Consider the following 1,016-nt stretch of genomic DNA (forward strand, 5'->3'; position numbering starts at 1 on the left):
AGACTTGCGCGCGACGGACGTGCTCTTTGACGAATCGATGCGAACCTTCTTCATGGTGCTGCTCGCTTTGAGTTGATGTTTGGGGTTCTTGAGAAAGAGCAACGCCCGCATTGGCGGGCGTTGTCTGGAGATGCCACGGGTTGCCCGTGGCCGTTAGGCGGCGTGGCCTACTGCCGGCGCGTGTGTGCGCGCGGCGTACTCACCACCACCGTCAGATACGCCGTCCGATCCCCCACGACCGGCCGGCTGCGCAGCCGGATGGTCAAGTGCATCGCGCCTGCCCCCAGCGCTTCGCCCAGGCTGCGCCCCAACCCGCGCACCACCCGCACAGTGAGTTGGTACTCCGAAGGCACCCACAGCACCAGGACCGCGCCCAGCGCCTGCTCCAGCCAGACCCCGCGGTGCCTGAACGCCTCCAGAACCTCCACCATCGCCGCATCCAGCTGCGCGGGCTCGTCCAGCGGCTGCGTGAAGAGTTCCAACTGCACCTGGCCGAAGTCCAAGGTTTCAACGACATCCGAGTGGTCCCAGGCGGCCTCCAGAACCGACAGGCCCTCCAGCACCGAGCGCTGTAGTGCCACATAGAACCATTGCAAAGGTGCCAATTCGGCGGGTTCGCTTGGGCTCGCAATATCGACGCGCGCATCGATCGACTCGCAGAGGATGCCGAGCATCGACTCGCTCTCTGGCGGTGGATGGTTGTGGGCTCTGAGCACAACACCGATGACATGAGCATCCTGGCCCCACATGCGCCAGATCAAAAGCATGGCCGCTTCGATCTCCGCGGGAGCGGCGTCGAAGCCGTAGGCCAGGCACAGGATGCACGTGTCCTTGAGATCGACCCGCTCGACCAGGGTGTCGACTTCGCCCTTGTCGATTTCGATATAGTGCGGCGCCTGCGTCAGAAGGTCCGCCAGCGGCGTGTGCGGTGGTGCATCGATCTGGGTGTGAAACTGCTGAACAAAGAGTCGGCCCGAGGCGCCGATGCCGATCATGCGAACAGCCGTGCTCGGCCC

At 64.3% G+C, this 1,016-nt stretch carries 1 protein-coding gene; it reads right to left on the reverse strand.

What is annotated here, in order from left to right; all coding sequences use genetic code 11:
- Positions 1 to 167 precede the first annotated feature (167 nt).
- The coding region (locus tag ACSFA3_RS26315; RefSeq protein ID WP_435508233.1) for a hypothetical protein at positions 168 to 1,016 on the reverse strand (849 nt) is incomplete at its 5' end.

Source organism: Variovorax glucosi, assembly GCF_051216695.1.
In the GTDB taxonomy this organism is placed as follows: Bacteria; Pseudomonadota; Gammaproteobacteria; order Burkholderiales; family Burkholderiaceae_C; genus Variovorax.